The organism is Parasphingorhabdus sp. (assembly GCF_965233695.1).
In the GTDB taxonomy this organism is placed as follows: Bacteria; Pseudomonadota; Alphaproteobacteria; order Sphingomonadales; family Sphingomonadaceae; genus Parasphingorhabdus.
On record NZ_OZ247497.1, the window covers coordinates 3,652,302 to 3,672,726 of the forward strand.

Genomic DNA, 20,425 nt, shown 5'->3' on the forward strand with positions numbered 1-20,425 from the left:
GTTGCACCATAAACCGTCTTGGCATTATTACCATGTTTCACATGCTTTTATAGGGTGAATCCGCTGAATAGTTGTTGAACAGAGCCGCTCACATCCGCGCTCTTGCGTCGGCAAAATGTATAAGAGTGTAAATTCCCAAAAAAAGGTTAGTTAAACGTGATTGCAATTATCTCCCCTGCCAAATCGCTTGATTTTGACAGCGCCGTCCCTGCCCACCAATTGACTGAAGGGCGTTTTCCAGAAGAAACGGCGCGGTTGGCTGTTGCAATCTCCAACTTGTCGAAAAAGAAACTGAAGTCGATCATGCCTGTGTCCGACAATTTGATCGATCTCAATCATGGGCGCTACAGCCAGTTTTTTGATCAGCCTGAACGAGCCGCGATCTATGCATATAACGGCGACGTTTACACAGGTTTTGAAGCCCAAAGCTTGAACCAGGAAGGCCTGCGTTTCGCCCAGAGCCATCTTCGGATATTATCAGGCCTCTATGGTTTGCTGCGTCCTCTTGACCCGATCAGACCACATCGCCTGGAAATGGGAACGAAATGGGCACCGCGCTACAAGAAGTTGACAGATTTCTGGAAAGATAAAATTGCCAAGGAACTCGCCAAGGATCTGGAAAAAACAAAGGAAAAAATCATAGTTAATCTGGCGAGCAATGAATATTGGGCGGCAATCAAACCGCATACCAGCGAACTGAATGCACGGATCATAGAAGTTGATTTTCGCAAGGATGGACCAAATGGTCCCAAATTCATCAGCTTTGAAGCCAAACGGGCGCGGGGAATGATGGCACGCTATATTTGCGAGCACCACCTGCAAGATATCGAAGCACTCAAGGAATTCGATAGCGACGGGTATCGATTTGACCAGAAAAACAGCACCGAGGATAGCCTGCGCTTCGTGCGATCATGAGCGGCAAAACTGCTGTAATCGTTGGCGCTTCCGGCGGCATCGGGCGAGCAATGGCCGATGTGCTGGAACAGGAAGACGAATTCGCACAGGTTGTTCGGTTTTCACGCGAAGCGGATAGCCCGATCGCGGTTGATTTGACATCCGAGCCTTCAATCCAGTCGGCAGCACACTGGCTGAAAGACGCGAACATTAAGCCGCACATGATATTTGTGGCCACCGGCCTGCTCCACAACGAGCAGAATGGGCCTGAAAAAAGCATGCGGGAACTCAGTCCTCAGTGGATGCTCGAAAATTATCAGATCAATGCCGTTGGCCCCGCCCTGATTGCCAAGCATTTCCTGCCCCTCATGCCAAATGACCAAATTACCAAGTTTGCGGCCATATCGGCCCGTGTCGGGAGCATTTCGGACAACCGGCTAGGTGGCTGGTATGGCTATCGTGCGGCGAAAGCAGCGCTTAATATGATCATTCGCAACCTTTCGATAGAATGGGCGCGCAAGAATAACCGCAGCATCATTGTCGCCCTTCACCCTGGAACGGTCGATACCGGCCTGAGCAAACCGTTTCAGAGTAACGTTTTGCCCGGCAAACTGTTTGACCCTGAACGTGCAGCGTTACAGCTTTTGGATGTTTTGGATGGTTTAAAACCGGTCGATAGCGGTAAAATTTTTGCTTGGGATGGTGAAGAAATCAAACCTTGAAATCGGTTCGTGTTTTTTCAGGTAAATCCAGACCGAAAAGCTGGCTTTTAATAACCACTTCCCCTAGAAGAATCGTAATCAAAAAACCTATGAAAAAGGCCCGTTTGTGAACGAACAAACCTCAGTCCCGGAACCGTCTGATATTGAACCGATTGATATCGTCGATGAAATGAAATCGAGCTACATGGATTACGCCATGTCAGTTATCGTCAGCCGCGCTTTACCAGACGTTCGCGACGGCCTGAAGCCCGTTCACCGTCGAATTTTGTTCGCCTCTCAGGAAGGCGGCTTTGTCGCCGGACGCCCCTATCGCAAATGCGCCAAAATTGTCGGCGACGTAATGGGTAATTATCACCCCCACGGCGACAGCGCGATCTACATGGCGCTGGCGCGTATGACGCAGGACTGGTCGATGCGGGTGCCGCTGATCGATGGTCAGGGTAACTTCGGTTCTATGGACCCCGATATGCCGGCTTCCATGCGTTATACCGAAGCGCGGCTGAACAAGGTTGCCAATAGCCTGCTCAACGACCTCGACAAGGATACAGTCGATTTTATCGACAATTATGATGGCAGCCGCAAGGAACCTTCGGTTCTTCCGGCGCGTTTTCCTAATCTGTTGGTCAATGGTGCTGGCGGTATTGCTGTCGGCATGGCGACCAATATTCCTCCGCACAATCTTGGCGAAGTGATAAACGGCTGTCTCGCCTATATGGAAAACTCGGGGATTACCGTTGACGAGCTTATTGATATCATCCCGGGACCAGATTTCCCTACGGCTCCTCTGATTCTTGGCCAGTCCGGTGCAAAATCGGCCTATAGAGAGGGGCGCGGATCGATCATGATGCGGGCGCGTCACGAGATTGAAGAGGGGCGCGGTGACAAACGTTCAATAGTTCTAACCTCCATCCCTTTCCAGGTTGGCAAATCCGGCCTGGTCGAAAAAATTGCTGAAGCCGCGAAGGACAAACGTATTGAAGGCGTTTCCGACATACGCGATGAATCCAGTCGCGCCGGTGTCCGGGTCGTCATTGACTTGAAACGCGATGCGACCGCTGACGTCGTGCTTAATCAAATCTGGCGATTTACCCCTGCCCAATCCAGTTTCCCGGCCAATATGCTGGCCATTCGCGGTGGGCGTCCCGAAGTGCTTAATCTTCGCGACATTATCGAATCGTTTGTCAAATTCCGCGAAGAGGTCATTACCCGTCGGACCAAGTTTGAATTGAACAAAGCACGGGAACGCGCCCATGTCCTGCTCGGCCTGGTCGTCGCCGTTACCAATATGGACGAGGTGGTTCGGATTATTCGCGGATCATCAACGCCTGCAGAAGCCCGTGATTCCTTGCTGGCCCGTGAATGGCCAATTGCTGAAATCGCCGGTTATATCAAACTGGTCGAAGCGACGGAAACCGAAGTAGAAGGTGACATTTACAAGCTTTCCGCCATTCAGGTGAAAGCAATTTTGGATTTGCGTCTGCAAAAACTGACTGCACTTGGTCGGGAAGAAATTGGCGATGAGTTAAAAGAGCTTGCAGCTGCTATTGAAGAATATCTCTCAATCTTGGCGGATCGCGTCAAACTCTATGCGGTTATGCGCGAAGAGCTGGAAACGGTGCGGGATGAATTTGCGACCCCGCGTGTCAGTGAAATTACCGCTGCGTGGGATGGTCTCGAAGATGAAGACTTGATGGAACGCGCGGAAATGGTCGTCACTGTAACGCACAGCGGTTACATCAAGCGGACACCGCTCGATACGTTCCGTGCGCAGCGTCGTGGCGGCAAAGGCCGCGCCGGCATGGCCACCAAGGAAGAAGACGCGATTACGGAATTGTTTGTCACATCAACCCATACGCCGGTGTTGTTCTTCTCAACCCATGGCAAGGTTTATCGCTTGAAAGTCTGGAAACTGCCGGAAGGCGGACCTCAAACCAAAGGGCGTCCGATGGTGAACCTGCTGCCTCTGGCAGAAGGAGAAACAATATCTACGGTTCTTCCATTGCCGGAAGACGAAACCGAATGGGGCGCGTTGCATGTGATGTTTGCGACCGCCAAAGGTGGCGTGCGCCGTAACAGCATGGATAGCTTCACCAATGTGCCGTCAAACGGCAAGTTCGCAATGAAATTTGATGAGGATAGTGACGATCGGCTAATCGGTGTCGAATTGCTGACGGACGATGATGACGTCCTGCTGGCAACCAAAAACGGCAAGGCGATTCGCTTTGCAGGTGACGCTGTGCGTTCATTCCAAAGCCGCACATCGACAGGCGTTCGTGGCATTGCGCTGAAGGATGATGACGAAGTAATCTCGATTTCAGTTTTACGCGGTTTTGAGGTCACGACAGAGGAACGCGATGCCTATCTCAAGGCCGCACCCTGGAAAGAAAACGAGAATATGTCGGAGCTTTCCCCTGAACGTCTCGCAGAATTTTCCGAATCCGAGGATTTCATCCTGACCGTTTGCGCCAATGGCTATGGCAAGCGCTCAAGCGCCTTTGAATATCGCCAATCCGGTCGCGGCGGCCAGGGCATCCTCAACATCGACAATATCAAACGCAACGGCACGGTTGTTGCGAGCTTTGAAGCCAAGAATGAAGAGCAAATCATGCTGGTGACCGATCAGGCCAAGCTTATCCGCATGAAAGTTGCCGATATGCGGGTCATTGGGCGCAATAGCTCTGGCGTAAAGCTATTCGATGTTGCTCCCGGTGAAACTGTTGTCGGAGCGGCAAAAATTGACGAGGAAGACGAACCGGAAAACGAGGCCGAGGAGCTGGTCGCGAACGAGTTGAATACCTCAGACCCATCCGAAGAAGCACCTGCCGAACCGGGAGCCGAGGATAGCTCCGAGGCATGACATCCAGCGCGCCGCTCTTTTTAGTTAAAGATGGCGCGCTGAGTTGGCCTGAAATATCGGATATGCGGGAAAGAATATACCCGCCTGAAAAACTCATAAATACACCCATGCACGGAATCGAGTGGGCGCATGCACAAAGGCGCGTGCTCCTTTATGTTGATACCGAAGTTCGCGCAGTGGCCGGCATCCACGAGCGGGAAATATTGTGTGATGGCAAGAGACTTCGTGTTGCAGGGATAGGCGGCGTGATGACCGAACCCAAATATCAAGGTCTCGGCTATGGCAGACAAGTCATGCTCCACTTGATGGATCTGCTGCGAACAGAAGCCCAATGTGCCTTCAGCCTGCTATTTTGTGAGGATCATAATGTCGCGTTCTACGGTAAATTGGGCTGGATAATTTTTGAAGGTGACATGGTCGTTGAACAGAAGGGCCAGACCGGCCCATTTTCTTTTCGCAACGTGATGGTGTTACCATTGAAGGAATCCGCAAACGTATGCGGCAATATCGATTTATGCGGTCTGCCTTGGTGAAGCGCCACTGCCGACAAAGGATAGAGGGAGACAATCTTATGCCACTTACTGTTACGCCATCGGGTCAAGCTTGTGGAGCAAAAGTCACCGGCGTCGATTTGTCGCAGCCGCTAGATGATCAGCAAATAGGCGAGATCCGAGCAGCCTGGCTGCAACATCATGTATTGTCCTTCCCCGATCAGGATATTTCCGATGATGATCTGGAGCGTTTCACACTATATTTTGGCGGTTTCGGTCATGACCCGTTTTTTGATCCCATAGAAGGCCGGGAACATATTGCCGCAATTCAGCGTAATGCCGATGAAACCTCTCCACTTTTTGCCGAAAACTGGCACAGCGATTGGAGCTTTCAGGAACATCCTCCCGCTGGCACCTGCCTTCGCAGTATCACCATACCACCTGTGGGAGGTGATACGTTATTCGCCAATCAACATGCCGCACTGGACCTCATGCCTTCAGAAATGCGCGCCGAACTGGAAGGCAAGGGCGCTATTCACAGCGCGCAGCTCGCTTATGCACCCGATGGTGCTTATGGAGAAAAGGATGAAGGTCGCAGCATGGCCATTCGTCCCGATGAGTCTGCCCGGAAAACGCAGGTTCACCCGCTAATCCGTGAACATCCCGAAACTGGTCGGCGCGGCCTGTTCAGTTGCATGGGCTATATCATCGGCTTTGAGGGAATGACGCAACAAGAAGCCTTGCCCTTGCTTACCGAATTATATGCCTGGCAAAGCCGCGATGAATTTGTCTATCGCCATAAATGGGAACCCAACATGCTGGTGATGTGGGACAATCGTTCCGTTCTCCATTGCGCTACAGGTGGCTATGAAGGGCATGACCGGCTGCTCCACCGGACGACAATTGGGGCTTACATGTCTTAGGGATTGGGTATCGCCAGTTCCTTGCGCAAAGTCCGAACAATGCCTGTCACAATCAGAAATTGGCCGACATAATAGAGCGGCCAAATGGCCAGGGATGGAATAGGGGTTTCTTGCAAGAATCCCATTTCAGCGAAGATAAAAAGATCGGACATAACGAATAGTAACGCACCAATACCAACCCGATATCTAGGAAAACTGCTGGTCCACGCCATTGCCGCCATGACCGCTAGAAACAGGCTATAGACCGCTAAACCAAGTGCTTCTGTGCGATCAAAGGGCAGTGACCAAGCGATAAACATCGTTACCGGGACGAGCAATATCGCGAACATCTTCTGACTAAATGCAGTCTTTTCCCGGCGATGCCTCGCGTAAAGCCAGATCGCGATACAATGACCGACGATGAATGACCCTGCCCCCGCCATGAGATCAATTTCGATCAGCATGTCTCCGAACGCACCGAAAGCCATCACGGCAGCAATTAATTTTCCTTCAAAATTATGAGACCGGCGAAGCGCGTAGACAGCGAGAAAACCAACCGCTGCCCCCTTCCAGAACATCAGATACATGCCCGGAAAATCGCTGTCCTTTATGAAAAAATAGCTGATCCCGAAGAGCAGGCTGAGCAGCAGATAAGGCCGGGACTCGATGATTGCACGTTTCATACTTCCTCGCCTATCATGCTCTCCTCCTCTCTGCCAGATTGACTTTTACAACTTCCGGCAACACTAAGACGCGATGACACAGATACATATTATCGGCGGCGGACTCGCTGGATCAGAAGCGGCTTGGCAATTGGCGGAAGCGGGCATTACCGTGCGCTTGTCTGAAATGCGGGGAAGTGGCGACATGACGCCGGCGCATCAGACTGAGGGGCTGGCCGAACTCGTCTGTTCCAACAGTTTCCGATCTGATGATGCCGAGAAAAATGCTGTCGGTTTGCTCCACGCCGAGATGCGGGATCTTGGCTCGATAATTATCGGAGAAGGCGACAAGCACCGGCTGCCTGCTGGCTCCGCGCTGGCAGTGGACCGCGATCATTTTTCCAACGGCGTTACCAAGGCGCTAAGCGAGCATCCCAATATTGAAATTGTCCGTGAGCGGATCGATAAGTTGCCAGAGAGCGGGCTTACGATTGTCGCTACCGGACCGCTAACCGCCATGACACTGGCGGAAAGCATTGGCGCGGCAACAGGTGAAGACGCCCTCGCCTTTTTCGATGCGATCGCGCCGATTGTTTATAAAGACAGCATCAACATGGATATCGCCTGGATGCAATCGCGCTGGGACAAAATCGGTCCGGAAGGCGATGGCAAAGACTATATCAATTGTCCGATGGACCGCGACCAATATGAAGCGTTCATCCAAGGCCTGCTCGATGGTGAAAAAACGGATTTCAAGGAATGGGAAAAAGATACACCCTATTTCGAAGGCTGCATGCCGATTGAAGTTATGGCGTCACGTGGCCCTGAAACCCTGCGCTTCGGCCCGATGAAACCGGTCGGCCTGACCAATGCGCATACCGGTGAGAACGCCTATGCTGTGGTGCAATTGCGGCAGGATAATGCGCTCGGCACCCTTTGGAACATGGTCGGTTTTCAGACCAAGTTGAAATATGGTGCGCAAGCCGAACTGCTGCGATCTATCCCCGGTCTGGAGAATGCTGAGTTTGCCCGTATGGGAGGTTTGCACCGGAACACGTTCATCAACGCGCCGAAATTGCTCGACCAGGAAATGCGTCTGAAAAAGGCACCGCATATCCGTTTTGCTGGCCAGATTACCGGCTGTGAAGGCTATGTAGAAAGTGCGGCTGTTGGCTTGATGGTTGGACGCATGGCGGCGGCGGAGATTAAGGGAGAAGCATTTGCTTATCCGCCGCTGACGACAGCTTTCGGTGCTCTATTATCGCACATTACCGGCGGTGCAGATGCGCGGGATTATCAGCCGATGAATGTCAATTTCGGTCTGTTTCCGCCGTTTGAGCAGCGCATCAAAAAGAAAGAGCGAAAGGAAGCCTATACCGCCCGGGCACGAAAAGATTTTGCCGATTGGCAACGGACATCCGTGGGCGCGTCACAAGCTGCCTAACATCTGCAGCGTTCAGGAGCCGTACGTTTCGGCCGGGTAGTACGGAATTCAGATCGGGTCAAATGCCCGTCACCATCCGTGTCTGCACCGGCGAAGCGGTTGCTTGTAGCCACGGCCCATTCTTCAAATGTGAGCAGATTGTTGCCATCTGTATCCAACGCCTTGAATGCCTTCGTACGGCTGCTCATCAGTTCGAGCCTCGTTATCTTCTCATCCCGATTGCGGTCGTAGCGATTGAAGCGCCGCTCTTCTCGAGAGGCTGTATAGGCTTTCGGAGGGGTTGGTGGCGGTGTACCGATTGCCGGAGCATTTGCTGCGGACTCCGGTAGCCCCTCTGGTTCGATCGACTCTGGAGGCGGCGGCGTGTCAGGAATTATCGGCTCTTGTCCGCTGGCGCCAATCCACAAGAACAGCCCGGCAGTCATCAGCAGCATCATGCTTCCAGCACCAGCAATGTACCGTTTCATGCGCCACTTGCTCCTTCCTGCTGTTCTCCTGGTGTTAACAGCCGGTAACGCCGTGCCAGATAATCTTACTTGCGACCCCTGGACGATAAAGATCGGCCGTTAACGCCCCATTTGTGACATCGCTCTTGACCAATTTACAGAAAATAGAGAGCGGTCGTCCGCTTCTGTCAAAACGGACAGATCCCGCCTCGCGATACATGGCGCTACATTTTTCAAATGCCCGCTCGCGCATATTTGCGTCAGAGCAATGGCGCGCAAAATCCCATAGGGCCCAGGCCCGCGCTGCCTGTCGCTGATCCGTTGTCAATTCGCGATCTCCGCCGCGAACAAAGCCAAATATTCCTTCGCCCCGTTTGGCTGCATATTTGTCAAATTGGCGATCGTCCCATGGAAAATCGTCCAGTAACAACCCCCAACCATCCAGAATATTCAGCAAGGGACCAAGATCAACGCCCTGTTGCTCTGCGTCATTGATAAGCGCCACTAATGGTTCTCCGACAGGTCGCTGCTCGATCGGCTTGGTTAAAATATCGCGCCACCAGGTTAACCGCATTTGTCCAATCAATGTTTCAGAGGTCGATCGGATAACCTCCGCAAATCTCAAATCCAATGCAAAGACAAGAGCATATCGTGCGCGATCTGAGCGCTTTGCATAGGCAAAAACCAACCGATGAAATGGGTCAAGCTGTAAAAGCGCATCTTGCATGAACAGGCCGATGCCAGTTTTCCGCCGGAAATCAAGGTAAACATTGCTTTAACCAAAGGCATTGGGCAGCCGCTAACCCTTTTTTCTCTATCAGACACGCTGAACTGAAATCCACCGGCGTGAATTGTTGCGCCACGAATAAAGGCCAGGGGCATATGGTTGACAAGAACGAGATAAAATCGCCGACACCATTTTTACAAAGGCTTCGCAAGGATAGCGCCGGTAATACATTGGCGATGGCCGCTGCTGCGCTCTTCCCAATCATGGGCCTCGTTGGCGGCGGTGTGGATATGGGACGCGCCTATATGGCCAAAGCACGTTTGCAACAAGCATGCGATGCGGCCGTTCTCGCCGGACGACGCAACATGACTCAGGACACCCTGACCGCTGCAGACAAAGCTGAAGCCCAAAAGTTTTTTGACTTCAACTTTCCTGAAGAATCTTTTGGTTCAACCAAGTTTGATGCAACCGTAACCGATAAAGACGGTACACTGGTATCCCAAAATAAGTTGGTATTCAAAGATGGCAGCGATGTGCGCGTCGTCGAAGGCGAAGCGCAAACCACCATCCGGACAACTTTGATGCGTGTTTTCGGCTATGAGAACATGGTCATCAAAACGGATTGCAGCAGCCGGCTTGATGTCGGCAATGTCGATGTCATGATGGTACTTGACGTCACCGGCTCGATGCTGCGAAGCGCAGACGCCAGCAATAATTCCTCGGCAACTGCTCCGGTAGCAGACCAGAGACTCACAGCGCTGCAGCTCGCCGTGCAGGATTTCTATGGCATTCTAGGTGGCGGTGGTGGTTCCAGCGGCGAACAAATCCGTTACGGCTTTGTTCCCTATACCAGCACCGTTAACGTCGGGAAAATTCTCTATGATGCGAACCCTTCCTGGTTGGTTGGCGGCACAGCAAATGATGCTGACAACCGTTGGTCTTATCAAACGCAACAAGGCCAGTGGGAAGTCATTGGTGATACACCGATAAGTTCAACCACGGTAAATCCGGATGATGAGCTTTTGACATTCGTCGATGGACCAGAATGTACGAATCAGTTTAGCCAAAACCAAAGCGTCCCGGGCTGGTGGAATGCAAATCCATCCGGCAATCCCGTTGTTTCGACCAGCAGAGCAGGTAACATCTTTACGCGGGTTACCACCACCTACAGCTATCTAAGCTGGGATGGTAGCAACGCTCCACCGCCAGCCAATGCAGTCGGCAATGCATTCTGGAGAAACTGTGAACGTTCCGTCGAAATCGTAACGGAAGAGTTTCCTGTTGAGATCGTAGATGTTTGGCAACCAGGCGCCACTTTCCTTGGTTGGACACGCGGAAAATTTTCTCATGACGTTTCTGCATATGTCCAATCGATCGACCCCAGCAATCCGCCTGCGCAGCGCCCAACAGTAAACGGATTGCAGCTCGATCGCTGGAGAGGCTGTATTGAGGAGCGCGACTCTAAGCAACTTTCGGGAACGGCAAACAGCATTCCGGCTGGGTCATTGGATATGGATATCAATCTTTTGCCAACGGACTCCGCATCGCGCTGGCGTCCGCATTGGCCGGAAGTTGTGATTGATCCCACAAGCGGCAACATTACTAATATGAGCAATGGTTTCGCGCCGTGTCCAACCGAAGCCCGTAAACTGGCATCCTATGCTTCGTTTGATGCTATAGGGACACAAGCGGACGGTAACCCAACCACGAGCAGCATGGCGGATTATATCGCTAGCCTGCAGGCAAATGGTGGTACCAATCATGCGATTGGTATGATTTGGGGCGCACGGTTATTGTCAGAAAATGGCTTATTTGCAGCGGAAAATTCCACGACTCCCAATGGGTTCAATATTGGCCGGCATCTGATCTTCATGACCGATGGTGAGATTGATATCCGGGGTAACAACTATGGGTCGTTCAACCGAAACGATTATTGGGGCAAAATTGCTCCCACTTCAGCAGGCGAGCTGGATTTGGAAGCACGCCAGACCAACCGTTTCAAGCTCATGTGCCAAGAAGCCAAGAAGGAAGGCTGGACAATTTGGGTTGTGCAATTTGGTGTGACTACGGTCAGTGCTGACATGCTGGCCTGTGCGTCGGGTCCTGAGAATGCAGCTCCTGCAACGAGCAGAGATACGTTGCGCGCGGCATTTAGTAACATTGCCCAAAAAATCGGTGGATTGAGGTTGTCAAACTAATGAAAATACAATCAAAATTATCTCGCCTGCGTCGCGACGATGAAGGCGCCACACTGATGGAATTCGGTTTGATAGCTGGTCCGCTTATCGCGCTGCTATTTGGAATCATGGAGATTGGCTATCAAGGCTATGTCGACACGATGTCCAAATCCATCATGCATCAAGTTGCACGCCAGGCATCTGTCGGAGGCAAGTCAGTTGCGCAGATAGAGACCGAAATCAAAGACGGCCTAGACCCGCTGTTACTCAGCAATGCGACCGTCGATGTGAAAGTGCGCAGCTATTTTGAATTCACCAATATCGGGAAGCCAGAAAAACTGACGAAGGACATCAATAACGATGGCAATCTCGATAGCGGAGACTGTTATCTTGATGGCAACGATAATGGTGTATTTGATATCAATACCGGCAGAAGTGGAACTGGCGGACCCGATGATATTGTGAACTATGAAATCACGATTGTTTCACCGAGAGTATTTCCTCTCACCACACTATTTGGCGGTAGCAAGGAAATGACCAGCTACAATGCCACAGCCGTTAGAAACCAGCCTTACGGATCTCAGGTTCCTGACCCCGAATTATGTGAGCCATAAAATGAGCGATATTTTGAAAAATAATTCAATCAAGGCATCTGTGTCAAACAGCCGGATAGCTCGTGTTTTGGCCAATTTGCGTCATGACACCAGCGGTTTGGCGTTAATCGAATTTGCTTTTGTTGCGCCTTTCATGCTGACCGTTGGACTGACCGGAATGGAAACAGCCAATCTGGCCGTCGGGCATCTGCAAGTTAGTCAGGTTGCGATGCTGGTTGCGGATAACGCTTCGCGTGTCCGTGAATCAATCGATGAAGCAGATATCCGGGAAATTTTCACTGGCGCACATTTGACTGGCAGCAGCATCGACTTTTCCCCGAACGCTAGAATTATTCTTTCAAATCTTGAACATAACGGTCTGGCAGGGTCCGACGAAGGACAGTGGATACGTTGGCAGCGCTGTTATGGTGGAAATACAAAATATTCCTCGACCTATGGTGCGGAAGATGATGGCAGAACAGATTCATCTCTTGCCAACGGCATTGGTCCGACTGGTAAAAAGATCGCAGCTACTCCTGCAACAGCAGTCAATTTCGTTGAAGTGGTGTATGATTATAAACCACTGATATCAGATCGATTTTTTGGTGAAATTGTTATTCGTTACGAAAGCGCATTCGTCGCACGCGAGCGGAATGATCACGCAATGAAGAATGCCAGTAACATTGGCAGTTCTGACCTTTGGACATGCAACCGTTATGCGACTATCTCTTAGCGATAACAGACCCTTTTCACGGCGGCGATGATGCGATCGCTGTCGATCAACGCCGCTTTTTCCAAGTTCGCAGCATAGGGTAGCGGGACATCTTCATTCGTTACCCGAACAACCGGCGCATCGAGGTCATCAAATCCCTCGTCCATACATATTGCTACAATTTCGCTGGCTATGGAACAGGTTGGCCAACCTTCTTCAGCGACGACAAGACGGTTGGTTTTCTTGAGGCTGTTAAGAACCGTTTCACTATCAAGCGGGCGTAATGTCCTGAGGTCGATGACTTCCGCATCGATACCTTGCTCTGCCAATGAATCGGCTGCTTCGAGTGCCAACCCGACGCCGATAGAGTAGCTGACAATTGTAACGTCGTTGCCTTCACGCATAATCCGCGCCTTCCCTATCGGCAGCGTATAGTCATCAATATCCGGAATTTCGAACGACCGGCCATAAATTAACTCATTTTCCAAAAAGACCACTGGATCGGGACATTGGATAGCGGCTTTCAACAAGCCCTTGGCATCCGCCGCATCATAGGGTGCGATGACGATAAGACCGGGAACGCTGGCATACCACGGGCCATAGTTCTGACTGTGCTGCGCGCCGACCCGCGAGGCCGCCCCGTTGGGGCCACGAAACACAATTGGGCAACGCATTTGCCCGCCCGACATGTAATTGGTTTTCGCTGCCGAGTTGATAATATGGTCAATCGCCTGCATCGCAAAGTTGAAGGTCATGAATTCGACCACCGGTTTCAGCCCGCCCATTGCCGCGCCGGCACCGATGCCAGCGAAACCATGTTCGGTGATCGGCGTATCGATAACCCTTTTTCCGCCAAATTCATCAAGCAACCCTTGCGTGACTTTATAAGCCCCCTGATATTCGGCGACTTCTTCCCCCATTACAAAGACGCGATCATCTTTCCGCATTTCTTCCGCCATCGCATCACGAAGCGCTTCGCGAACAGTTATGGTGGTCATGCTGGTGCCTTCCGGAACCACTGGATCTTCCGCCCGAGAAACCGGGGCCGCTGAAGAAACCGGAGCCGCTTCAGCGACTTCAGGAGATGCCGGAGGCGTCGATTCTTTTTCTACGGCAGTTGCCGGTTCTGACTCGGGGGCCATCTCTTCGTCTTCGCCGGTCATTTCAGCTATTACAGTACCGACGGCGACATTATCAGTGCCTTCCGCAACAAGAATTTTTGAAATGACGCCTTCGTCAACGGCCTCGAACTCCATAGTTGCTTTGTCGGTTTCGATTTCCGCCAATATATCGCCGGAGCTGACTTCGTCGCCCTCCTTGACGAGCCACTTGGCAAGCGTACCTTCTTCCATCGTGGGCGATAGCGCCGGCATTTTCAGTTCGATCGCCATCAATATTGCCCCACCAAAACGTCGGTATATAGTTCTGCAGCCTCTGGCTCGGGCGATTCTTCAGCAAAATCAGCCGCCTCCATGACCGTTTTACGAACCTTTTTATCCAGCGCCTTCAAGTCCTCTTCTTTCACACCCTGCTTGATCAACATGGCCTTTAACCGTTCGATCGGGTCTGATTTTTCCCGCACGTCCTGCACTTCATCACGGCTGCGATATTTCGCTGGATCGGACATCGAGTGTCCGCGATAGCGATAGGTTTTCAGTTCCATCAAAATTGGCCCCTTGCCGCCGCGCACATATTTCAATGCTTCTTCAACCGCGCCACGAACGGCAAGAACGTCCATGCCATCCACTTGCATCCCGGGTATTCGAAAACTTTCTCCGCGACGGTATAGCTGGTCTTCTGACGACGACCGATTGACGCTCGTGCCCATCGCATATTGGTTATTTTCAATCACAAAGATAACCGGCAGTTTCCAAAGCTCTGCCATGTTGAAACTTTCGTAAACCTGTCCCTGGTTCGATGCGCCATCGCCAAAATAAGCCAAGCAGACGCCGCCATCATCCTTATATTTGTGACCGAATGCCAGGCCGGTACCCAGCGAAACTTGCGCACCAACAATACCATGCCCGCCATAGAAACCATGCTCAACGGAGAACATATGCATCGAACCGCCCTTGCCTTTCGAGATGCCGGATGCTCGACCAGTCAGCTCGGCCATCACGACATTTGGGTCAATTCCGCAAGCCAGCATGTGGCCATGATCGCGGTAGCCGGTAATCACGCTGTCTTTGCCTGGCTCAATAGCTGATTGCAGCCCGGTGACGACAGCTTCCTGACCGATATAGAGATGACAGAAACCACCGATCAGCCCAAGGCCGTATAGCTGCCCTGCTTTTTCCTCAAAACGCCGAATGAGCAGCATTTGCTCATAGAACTCCATAAGCTCCGCCTTGCTGGCTTTATATATCGGTGTCTTCAGAACCGGCAGTCGACTAGCTGCCTTTGCCGGCGTTTTTTTCGGAGCTCGTTTGACGGGCGCCTTGGACTTTGATGGAGCTTTCTGGGGAGCTTTTGCCACGCTTGCAGTTTCCTGTCTTTTTAGTTTCACAACACCATAAACAGATAGCATCAAATTCCCAAGCGTTATGCGCTGGAAAAGACACAAAATCCTAGATCAAAAACGGAGTGCTATTTCAGCGGAACGATAATCTCATCGGGATGGACAAAATTACCGTCTTTTCTGAGCAGTTCGCCGACAAGATCGGGATCTGCACCATTGGGATCAAGCAGATTGACGCGGTTCCGAAGAGCATCACGCTCCACTTCCAGTGCCGCCAATTCTGTCTGCCGTTCTTGCAGTGAGCTGTTATATTCTCCCCATGCAAGAATCCCGGTAGGACCAAGAACCGCATAGCCCGCAATTGCAAGGAGAGTCATCAGTGCAAAGCCGGGGCCCAGCGCCGCCTTTATCAAACTGCCAATTTTCTCTTTTTGGGCCATATCTCTCTTGAATCAGAATATTGATTTGCTGGCAAGCGCGTTAACACTTTTATTTCTTTGTGGCTGTCGAAAGCCGGTGAAATGCCCGTAATGGCGGATCGTTTTCAATCTATTGCATTACGAGAAGATGGATCTCCCGGCATATTGGGCTACGCTGTCGAGTTCTTCCTCAATACGGATCAGCTGATTATATTTTGCCAACCGGTCTGACCGTGCAAGGCTGCCTGTTTTAATCTGACCACAGTTGGTCGCAACCGCCAGATCGGCAATGGTCGCATCTTCCGTTTCACCCGAACGGTGAGACATTACCGCCGTGTAGGATGCATTATGTGCCATCCGCACCGCTTCCAGCGTTTCAGACAATGTACCGATCTGATTGACCTTCACCAGCAGGCTGTTGGCAAGACCGTCTTTTATGCCTTGCGACAGGCGCACCGGATTGGTGACGAACAGATCATCACCGACCAATTGAACGCTATCGCCAATGGCATCGGTCAACAGCTTCCATCCTTCAAAATCATCCTCGGCCATACCATCTTCTACTGATTTGATGGGATAGTCCTTGCAAAGCTCTGCGAGATAATCAGACATTTCCGCTGGTGATAGCACCTTACCCTCGCCCGAAATATGATATTGGCCATCCTTGAAAAATTCAGTCGCGGCACAATCCAACGCCAGCACAACCTCGTCACCCGCTTTGAAACCCGCTTTCTCAATCGATGCCATCACAAAATCGAGTGCATCACGGGTAGAACCAAGATTGGGTGCAAATCCGCCTTCGTCGCCGACTGCCGTCGCCAAACCTTTTTCAGATAGACCGGCTTTCAGTGTATGGAAGATTTCCGACCCCCACCGTACCGCTTCAGATATGCTGTCGGCACCGACAGGCATCACCATGAACTCCTGAAAATCGATCGGATTGTCGGCATGCTCGCCGCCATTGATAATATTCATCATTGGTACAGGCAACACGCGAGCAGAAACACCACCGACATAACGATAAAGTGGCAATCCACGCGCATCCGCGGCGGCTTTTGCAGCGGCAAGGCTGACACCGAGCAAAGCATTGGCACCCAGACGCCCCTTATTGTCTGTGCCGTCCAGCGCAACCATCATCGCGTCAATTTCTTCCTGATCCTCCGCATCAATGCCTAGCAAGGCTTCGCTCAATTCGCCGTTCACCGCTTCGATGGCTTTCAAAACGCCTTTGCCAAGATATTTTTCCTTGTCGCCGTCGCGCAATTCGACAGCTTCGTAGGCCCCTGTCGATGCACCCGATGGCACGGCTGCACGTCCGAAGCTGCCATCTTCAAGAAGAACATCAACTTCCACGGTCGGATTGCCCCTACTGTCCAGAATCTGGCGAGCGTGGATATCTAATATGGCGGTCATTTTCGGGAACACTCCTGCGGAAGTTTGCGTATCGCAATGCCCTTATCGATATGATAGGCTTGTGGCAATCATCTGCTGCAAGCAAGCAGCCGTGATCTTGTATTTTAGCCTTGTATCATAACGATTAGACACCATTTGATGCATAGGGAAAAATGAACCGGTCAAACAACTGGTTATATTTAACTGGCAAGGGTTTTGAGGAAGGAATTTTCAATATGGCTGTAGATCAGGACAAGAAACCAACAACATCTAAATCGTCCACGGCAAAAGCAACCGCCAAAAAGCCTGCTACGAAGAAGCCGGCAACCAAGCGAACTGCTGCCAAAAAATCCACCCCCGCCAAAGGCGTCAATGCCAAAAAAGCAACCTCAGCGAAGCCTTCTGCTCCGCTAAAAGCCGGCGCGACACGCGCAGCATCTGGAAAAACGGCGAATGCCACTGCTGATCTGAAAGAACGCGCGATCGACAAAGCCCGTTCAACTGCCAATGACGGCAAAGCAAAGGCAGGAGAAGCCATAAGCACATTAAGCGAAATGATTGAGAATAGCGCCAAGACCATCGACGAGAATGTGGGAGAGAAATATGGCAATTATGCCCGTTCCGCGGCTGACTCGATCTCTTCTTTTGCAGAAAAAATCAATACCAAGGATGTGGACGAAATGGTCGATGACGCGCGCGAGTTCGTTCGTAAAAAACCCGCCGTTGCGATTGGTGCAGCAGCAGTGGTTGGTTTGATTGTCGCCCGCCTGATCAAGTCAGGGATAGATGATCGCAGCTAAAGCGGTTATTGTCACAATCGGTTTGATCAAGACAGGTATTGGATATTGGACAATAAGACAGTGGCCATAAAAGATCCGCTGCCACCGCCTGATGAGGGTGCGGAGCCAATAGACGCGCCTGCAGAAGAAGACAGATCTATTACAGGACAGATTGACGGACTTGTCCAAGATGTCCGTAAATTGGCAGAGGCAGAGCTCGAATATTACCGGGTAAAATTATCCGTCAATATGCAGGCGACGAAGACCATTTTGATTCTGTTCAGTGTTGCCATCATAGTGGGGGTAACGGGTGCGGTTGCGCTGATATTGGGCATATTGTTGATATTGTCCCATTATTGGGGACCAGTCGCAGCCACAGGCCTATTGACCGGAAGCGCTTTGCTTGTGACAACGGTGCTGATGAACATGGCAATAAAACGGGCGCGCAAGTTACCCCTTGATGAAAATAGCGAATGAAAATGACCAATGACCCAGAAAAATGATGATATATTCAAGCTGCGCAATCTTGCGATAGAGAAAAAGGAAGCGCGAGAGATTCTTAACGAAGATGTTTCGAACACCAAAGAACGTCTGCGCCCTGCCAACCTGATTCAGGAAGCAAAAGACAAGGCCCTGGACCGGGTTCAAAAGACTGGTGAAAGTGCCCTGCAGGGTGTGAAAGACAATCCCGGAAAAATCGCGTCTGTGGCAGCTGCCGCCACGTTGCTGGCACTGCGCAAACCACTGACCAACTATTTTGCCAACCGCCGCGCCGACAATGACGGTAGCAAAAATAATGATCCTGAGGAATGAGCTATGAGTAAATTGACAGACAATATTGACAAAGCACGCGCTGCTTCCCGGGAACGGCTGGAGATGGCCAAGGAAAAAGCGGGTGAAGGTACGGGGCTGGCGATTGAAAAGATGTCCGAGAGCAAGCAACGGGCCGCCGCCTTGCTAAGCGACGGAAAAGCGAAAGCCGCTGAAGGCGTTGCCGCGACAAAGCAAATTGCCAAGACGGCTGCGCACAAATCTGAAGAAACTATCACTAAAAGCCCGCTGGCTGTGGTTGCAGGCGGGCTGGCGCTTGGCGCATTGGTCGGGGCTTTGCTTCCCAAGAGCAAGGCCGAAACCAAATATGTCGGCGGAGCAGGCAAGAAAATCAACGAAACCGCAAAAAAAGCTTACGGCGCGGCAAAGGATGCTGGCCGGGAGCAGATTGATAATCTTGGCCTCAGCAAAGACAGTGTTCAGGATCAGATAAAAGATCTGCTTGGCAAAGCCGCCGAAGCTGCTAAGAGCGCCGCCGAAGCCGCTACCGAAGCGGTAAAATCGGAAAAATCAGGCAAGTGACAGATTGGGGCACATATGAGTGAACGCAGCAAAATTCATCTGGTGATGGGCGGACGGGTCAAGGATCCGCGCGGACTGGATTATGAGAATCTCGATGAGGTCGATCTTGTAGGTGTTTATCCCAATTATGAAGAAGCAGAAGACGTCTGGCGCTCGAATGCGCAGCGTACGGTGGATGACGCCGAGATGAAGTATGTCATCGTGCACCTGCATAAATTGCTCGAGCCCGAACTGCCCGCCGAAGACTGATTTTAACGATCAGGCGTTTTTAAAGCGCCATTGCAGCAAGGGCCGGGTCAGCACCAGTCCGGCTACAAAACCGCCGATATGGGCAAAAATCGCGATGCCGTTGAGGCTGCCGCGTGCGGCAATACCGATCATGAGCTGGATACCGATCCAGGCGAGTGTGAGCCACGCGATCCGCACTATATGACCTGGAAAAGGTCCGACCGGTTTCACTTCATTGCGTGCGAACAACAACGCATAAGCGCCCAATATCGCTGATATTGCGCCACTGGCACCCACAACCGGGATTAGCGACTGGCCGTTGACCGCAAATTCCGCCAGCGATGCGGCATAGGCACCCGCAACGTAGAGAAAAGCCATTAATTGCGCCCCTAGTGCCTGCTCGACAAAGCGTCCGCAAAACAAAAGCATCAAACTATTGAAAGCAATATGCATTAGCCCACCATGCAGAAAAGCCGATGACATTGGCGTCAGCCATGCAGGCACCATCCCGCTGATACCTTCAAATTCGGGAAGCCCCTCACCCAGTCGTATCGGGAAAAAACCACCGCGAATAACTGCTTCATCCTGCCATCCGGAAATCCAAAGCAACAGGTAGATCACGACATTCGCAATGATAAGCCCGTTGGTAAGTTTTCCGTTTGGCAGGTTCATATGACCTCAGATAAACTCGATCTTCTCAAGCAGATAATATTTGTCGCCAGATGGCACTGTGACCTCAATTTCGTCGCCAATGCTGCGACCAATGAAAGCGCGACCGATCGGGCTGTTATAGCTGATCTTGCCCACTTTGGCATCGGCTTCTGCCTGACCGACCAGCTGATATTTCACCGGTTTATCGTCTTCATCAAGCAAGGTCAGCGTTGCACCGAATACGGCCTTGTCGCCCGACAGTGTCTTTGGATCAATAACCTGTGCGCGGCTCAACTTGTCTTCGATATCCGCGATAGTTGCTTCAACCTGACCCTGCCGTTCTTTTGCAGCGTGATATTCGGCATTTTCCGACAAATCACCATGGGCACGAGCTTCTTCAATCGCATCTACAATGCGGGGCCGCTCTTCTTTGAGCGCCTTTAGCTCAGCTTCCAGTTTGGCGTGACCCTCGGCCAGCATCGGTACTTTTTCTACAGCCATCTTTGGCCTTTCTTCCT

24 protein-coding genes are annotated in these 20,425 nt (G+C 51.5%); 14 read left to right on the forward strand and 10 right to left on the reverse strand.

The window, feature by feature from the left end:
* Positions 1 to 156: 156 nt before the first annotated feature.
* From yaaA to ACO6S1_RS17545, 5 genes are all read left to right on the forward strand, one after another.
* Positions 157 to 915, forward strand: a complete 759-nt coding sequence (gene yaaA / locus ACO6S1_RS17525; protein WP_422343838.1) for a peroxide stress protein YaaA — start codon at positions 157 to 159, stop codon at positions 913 to 915.
* The gene (locus ACO6S1_RS17530; RefSeq protein ID WP_422343839.1) at positions 912 to 1,616 is read left to right on the forward strand and encodes an SDR family NAD(P)-dependent oxidoreductase; all 705 of its coding nucleotides are present in this window, start codon (positions 912 to 914) and stop codon (positions 1,614 to 1,616) included. The genes yaaA and ACO6S1_RS17530 overlap by 4 nt, the downstream gene beginning before the upstream one ends.
* Before the next feature lie 169 nt (positions 1,617 to 1,785).
* Entirely contained in the window at positions 1,786 to 4,473 is a 2,688-nt protein-coding gene (gyrA, locus tag ACO6S1_RS17535; protein ID WP_422346229.1) for a DNA gyrase subunit A, read from the forward strand.
* Positions 4,470 to 5,006 (forward strand): GNAT family N-acetyltransferase, encoded by a 537-nt coding sequence (locus tag ACO6S1_RS17540; protein WP_422343840.1) that lies wholly within the window; start codon positions 4,470 to 4,472, stop codon positions 5,004 to 5,006. The genes gyrA and ACO6S1_RS17540 overlap by 4 nt, the downstream gene beginning before the upstream one ends.
* Positions 5,007 to 5,044: 38 nt before the next feature.
* Positions 5,045 to 5,887, forward strand: a complete 843-nt coding sequence (locus tag ACO6S1_RS17545) for a TauD/TfdA dioxygenase family protein (protein WP_422343841.1) — start codon at positions 5,045 to 5,047, stop codon at positions 5,885 to 5,887.
* On the opposite strand, the gene ACO6S1_RS17550 is transcribed toward ACO6S1_RS17545, so the two are convergent.
* A complete protein-coding gene (locus ACO6S1_RS17550; RefSeq protein WP_422343842.1) occupies positions 5,884 to 6,549 on the reverse strand; it encodes a lysoplasmalogenase in 666 nt (221 codons plus the stop codon). The two genes, ACO6S1_RS17545 and ACO6S1_RS17550, sit on opposite strands and share 4 nt — an antisense overlap.
* Before the next feature lie 73 nt (positions 6,550 to 6,622).
* Between ACO6S1_RS17550 and trmFO the strand changes: the two genes are divergently transcribed.
* Positions 6,623 to 7,972, forward strand: coding sequence for a methylenetetrahydrofolate--tRNA-(uracil(54)-C(5))-methyltransferase (FADH(2)-oxidizing) TrmFO (gene trmFO, locus ACO6S1_RS17555; protein ID WP_422343843.1), 1,350 nt, complete (start codon positions 6,623 to 6,625; stop codon positions 7,970 to 7,972).
* Here trmFO and ACO6S1_RS17560 read toward each other — a convergent pair.
* The 3 genes from ACO6S1_RS17560 to ACO6S1_RS17570 are packed head-to-tail and all read right to left on the reverse strand — an operon-like array spanning position 7,969 to position 9,300.
* Positions 7,969 to 8,439: an EF-hand domain-containing protein gene (locus ACO6S1_RS17560; RefSeq protein WP_422343844.1), complete on the reverse strand. Its 471-nt coding sequence runs from the start codon at positions 8,437 to 8,439 to the stop codon at positions 7,969 to 7,971. The two genes, trmFO and ACO6S1_RS17560, sit on opposite strands and share 4 nt — an antisense overlap.
* Positions 8,440 to 8,473: 34 nt before the next feature.
* Positions 8,474 to 8,992, reverse strand: coding sequence for a hypothetical protein (locus ACO6S1_RS17565; protein ID WP_422343845.1), 519 nt, complete (start codon positions 8,990 to 8,992; stop codon positions 8,474 to 8,476).
* 47 nt (positions 8,993 to 9,039) lie between these two features.
* On the reverse strand, positions 9,040 to 9,300 hold the full coding sequence (locus ACO6S1_RS17570) for a hypothetical protein (RefSeq protein WP_422343846.1): 261 nt from the start codon (positions 9,298 to 9,300) through the stop codon (positions 9,040 to 9,042).
* On the opposite strand from ACO6S1_RS17570, the gene ACO6S1_RS17575 reads away from it, so the two are divergent.
* Genes ACO6S1_RS17575 through ACO6S1_RS17585 form a run of 3 tightly spaced genes read left to right on the forward strand, consistent with a single transcriptional unit; the run spans position 9,301 to position 12,648 of the window.
* Positions 9,301 to 11,343, forward strand: coding sequence for a TadE/TadG family type IV pilus assembly protein (locus ACO6S1_RS17575; RefSeq protein WP_422343847.1), 2,043 nt, complete (start codon positions 9,301 to 9,303; stop codon positions 11,341 to 11,343). It abuts the gene before it with no gap.
* A complete protein-coding gene (locus tag ACO6S1_RS17580; protein WP_422343848.1) occupies positions 11,343 to 11,936 on the forward strand; it encodes a TadE/TadG family type IV pilus assembly protein in 594 nt (197 codons plus the stop codon). Before ACO6S1_RS17575 ends, ACO6S1_RS17580 begins: the two co-directional genes overlap by 1 nt.
* Position 11,937: 1 nt before the next feature.
* A complete protein-coding gene (locus ACO6S1_RS17585) occupies positions 11,938 to 12,648 on the forward strand; it encodes a TadE/TadG family type IV pilus assembly protein (RefSeq protein WP_422343849.1) in 711 nt (236 codons plus the stop codon).
* On the opposite strand, the gene ACO6S1_RS17590 is transcribed toward ACO6S1_RS17585, so the two are convergent.
* The 4 genes from ACO6S1_RS17590 to eno all read right to left on the reverse strand — a co-directional run bounded on the left by ACO6S1_RS17590 (position 12,645) and on the right by eno (position 16,917).
* Positions 12,645 to 14,018: a pyruvate dehydrogenase complex E1 component subunit beta gene (locus ACO6S1_RS17590; protein WP_422343850.1), complete on the reverse strand. Its 1,374-nt coding sequence runs from the start codon at positions 14,016 to 14,018 to the stop codon at positions 12,645 to 12,647. The genes ACO6S1_RS17585 and ACO6S1_RS17590 overlap by 4 nt on opposite strands.
* Positions 14,018 to 15,103 (reverse strand): pyruvate dehydrogenase (acetyl-transferring) E1 component subunit alpha, encoded by a 1,086-nt coding sequence (pdhA, locus tag ACO6S1_RS17595; RefSeq protein ID WP_422343851.1) that lies wholly within the window; start codon positions 15,101 to 15,103, stop codon positions 14,018 to 14,020. Before pdhA ends, ACO6S1_RS17590 begins: the two co-directional genes overlap by 1 nt.
* Before the next feature lie 110 nt (positions 15,104 to 15,213).
* On the reverse strand, positions 15,214 to 15,525 hold the full coding sequence (locus tag ACO6S1_RS17600; protein WP_422343852.1) for an FtsB family cell division protein: 312 nt from the start codon (positions 15,523 to 15,525) through the stop codon (positions 15,214 to 15,216).
* A 117-nt stretch (positions 15,526 to 15,642) separates the two neighbouring features.
* Positions 15,643 to 16,917, reverse strand: coding sequence for a phosphopyruvate hydratase (gene eno / locus ACO6S1_RS17605; RefSeq protein ID WP_422343853.1), 1,275 nt, complete (start codon positions 16,915 to 16,917; stop codon positions 15,643 to 15,645).
* A gap of 215 nt (positions 16,918 to 17,132) precedes the next feature.
* Here eno and ACO6S1_RS17610 point away from each other — a divergent pair, with 215 nt between their 5' ends.
* The 5 genes from ACO6S1_RS17610 to ACO6S1_RS17630 are packed head-to-tail and all read left to right on the forward strand — an operon-like array spanning position 17,133 to position 19,277.
* Complete coding sequence (locus tag ACO6S1_RS17610; RefSeq protein ID WP_422343854.1) at positions 17,133 to 17,696, forward strand: hypothetical protein; 564 nt, start codon at positions 17,133 to 17,135, stop codon at positions 17,694 to 17,696.
* 60 nt (positions 17,697 to 17,756) lie between these two features.
* Positions 17,757 to 18,152: a phage holin family protein gene (locus tag ACO6S1_RS17615; protein ID WP_422343855.1), complete on the forward strand. Its 396-nt coding sequence runs from the start codon at positions 17,757 to 17,759 to the stop codon at positions 18,150 to 18,152.
* A 9-nt stretch (positions 18,153 to 18,161) separates the two neighbouring features.
* A complete protein-coding gene (locus tag ACO6S1_RS17620) occupies positions 18,162 to 18,488 on the forward strand; it encodes a hypothetical protein (protein ID WP_422343856.1) in 327 nt (108 codons plus the stop codon).
* A gap of 3 nt (positions 18,489 to 18,491) precedes the next feature.
* Positions 18,492 to 19,028, forward strand: a complete 537-nt coding sequence (locus ACO6S1_RS17625) for a hypothetical protein (RefSeq protein WP_422343857.1) — start codon at positions 18,492 to 18,494, stop codon at positions 19,026 to 19,028.
* 15 nt (positions 19,029 to 19,043) lie between these two features.
* Positions 19,044 to 19,277, forward strand: coding sequence for a DUF4170 domain-containing protein (locus ACO6S1_RS17630; RefSeq protein WP_422343858.1), 234 nt, complete (start codon positions 19,044 to 19,046; stop codon positions 19,275 to 19,277).
* 9 nt (positions 19,278 to 19,286) lie between these two features.
* Here ACO6S1_RS17630 and ACO6S1_RS17635 read toward each other — a convergent pair whose 3' ends face one another.
* Both ACO6S1_RS17635 and greA read right to left on the reverse strand, forming a co-directional pair.
* On the reverse strand, positions 19,287 to 19,928 hold the full coding sequence (locus ACO6S1_RS17635; protein WP_422343859.1) for a rhomboid family intramembrane serine protease: 642 nt from the start codon (positions 19,926 to 19,928) through the stop codon (positions 19,287 to 19,289).
* 6 nt (positions 19,929 to 19,934) lie between these two features.
* Positions 19,935 to 20,408, reverse strand: a complete 474-nt coding sequence (gene greA / locus ACO6S1_RS17640; RefSeq protein ID WP_422343860.1) for a transcription elongation factor GreA — start codon at positions 20,406 to 20,408, stop codon at positions 19,935 to 19,937.
* Positions 20,409 to 20,425 lie beyond the last annotated feature (17 nt).

What these genes read in the sequence shown, in the direction of transcription:
- ACO6S1_RS17565 (WP_422343845.1), bottom strand. Translation starts at nt 8,992, where the DNA reads ATGCGGTTAACCTGGTGGCGCGATATTTTAACCAAGCCGATCGAGCAG.
- ACO6S1_RS17545 (WP_422343841.1), top strand. Translation starts at nt 5,045, where the DNA reads ATGCCACTTACTGTTACGCCATCGGGTCAAGCTTGTGGAGCAAAAGTC.
- ACO6S1_RS17630 (WP_422343858.1), top strand. Translation starts at nt 19,044, where the DNA reads ATGAGTGAACGCAGCAAAATTCATCTGGTGATGGGCGGACGGGTCAAG.
- ACO6S1_RS17590 (WP_422343850.1), bottom strand. Translation starts at nt 14,018, where the DNA reads ATGGCGATCGAACTGAAAATGCCGGCGCTATCGCCCACGATGGAAGAA.
- ACO6S1_RS17625 (WP_422343857.1), top strand. Translation starts at nt 18,492, where the DNA reads ATGAGTAAATTGACAGACAATATTGACAAAGCACGCGCTGCTTCCCGG.
- ACO6S1_RS17600 (WP_422343852.1), bottom strand. Translation starts at nt 15,525, where the DNA reads ATGGCCCAAAAAGAGAAAATTGGCAGTTTGATAAAGGCGGCGCTGGGC.
- ACO6S1_RS17580 (WP_422343848.1), top strand. Translation starts at nt 11,343, where the DNA reads ATGAAAATACAATCAAAATTATCTCGCCTGCGTCGCGACGATGAAGGC.
- ACO6S1_RS17585 (WP_422343849.1), top strand. Translation starts at nt 11,938, where the DNA reads ATGAGCGATATTTTGAAAAATAATTCAATCAAGGCATCTGTGTCAAAC.
- ACO6S1_RS17610 (WP_422343854.1), top strand. Translation starts at nt 17,133, where the DNA reads ATGGCTGTAGATCAGGACAAGAAACCAACAACATCTAAATCGTCCACG.
- trmFO (WP_422343843.1), top strand. Translation starts at nt 6,623, where the DNA reads ATGACACAGATACATATTATCGGCGGCGGACTCGCTGGATCAGAAGCG.
- greA (WP_422343860.1), bottom strand. Translation starts at nt 20,408, where the DNA reads ATGGCTGTAGAAAAAGTACCGATGCTGGCCGAGGGTCACGCCAAACTG.
- ACO6S1_RS17620 (WP_422343856.1), top strand. Translation starts at nt 18,162, where the DNA reads ATGACCCAGAAAAATGATGATATATTCAAGCTGCGCAATCTTGCGATA.
- ACO6S1_RS17575 (WP_422343847.1), top strand. Translation starts at nt 9,301, where the DNA reads ATGGTTGACAAGAACGAGATAAAATCGCCGACACCATTTTTACAAAGG.
- eno (WP_422343853.1), bottom strand. Translation starts at nt 16,917, where the DNA reads ATGACCGCCATATTAGATATCCACGCTCGCCAGATTCTGGACAGTAGG.
- ACO6S1_RS17530 (WP_422343839.1), top strand. Translation starts at nt 912, where the DNA reads ATGAGCGGCAAAACTGCTGTAATCGTTGGCGCTTCCGGCGGCATCGGG.
- gyrA (WP_422346229.1), top strand. Translation starts at nt 1,786, where the DNA reads ATGAAATCGAGCTACATGGATTACGCCATGTCAGTTATCGTCAGCCGC.
- ACO6S1_RS17550 (WP_422343842.1), bottom strand. Translation starts at nt 6,549, where the DNA reads ATGAAACGTGCAATCATCGAGTCCCGGCCTTATCTGCTGCTCAGCCTG.
- ACO6S1_RS17560 (WP_422343844.1), bottom strand. Translation starts at nt 8,439, where the DNA reads ATGAAACGGTACATTGCTGGTGCTGGAAGCATGATGCTGCTGATGACT.
- ACO6S1_RS17540 (WP_422343840.1), top strand. Translation starts at nt 4,470, where the DNA reads ATGACATCCAGCGCGCCGCTCTTTTTAGTTAAAGATGGCGCGCTGAGT.
- ACO6S1_RS17635 (WP_422343859.1), bottom strand. Translation starts at nt 19,928, where the DNA reads ATGAACCTGCCAAACGGAAAACTTACCAACGGGCTTATCATTGCGAAT.
- ACO6S1_RS17570 (WP_422343846.1), bottom strand. Translation starts at nt 9,300, where the DNA reads ATGCCCCTGGCCTTTATTCGTGGCGCAACAATTCACGCCGGTGGATTT.